General features: G+C 34.7%; 1 protein-coding gene. It reads right to left on the bottom strand.

What is annotated here, in order from left to right; genetic code table 11:
* Nucleotides 1–258: DJ-1/PfpI family protein (locus tag NG918_RS16820; RefSeq protein WP_252227198.1), on the bottom strand; the 258-nt coding region annotated here is incomplete at its 3' end.
* Nucleotides 259–291: the final 33 nt, after the last annotated feature.

The following is a 291-nucleotide window of genomic DNA, read 5'->3' on the forward strand; positions in this document are numbered from 1 at the left end:
AAAACGTTCATCTGCACGAAGTATATCTGGGGAAAATCCGCCTGGTATAAAGAGGGCATCAAAGTTCTCTGGAGAAACATCATCAATACTTTTATCAATTACGACTTCACTTTTTCCTTGTTTACCGTGTACCGTTTTACCTTTTTCCATTTCAATAGTTGTTAATTCGTATCCCTTTTGATTAAAAGCTTCTACTGGCTCTGTGTATTCTGTGTCCTCGAAATAATCCGTTATTAAAATAGCAATTTTTTTACTCATTGCAATCAGCTCCTTATATTATATAATCGGTTC

The organism is Clostridium sp. ZBS2 (genome assembly GCF_023845855.1).
GTDB lineage: Bacteria > Bacillota > Clostridia > Clostridiales > Clostridiaceae > Clostridium > Clostridium aquiflavi.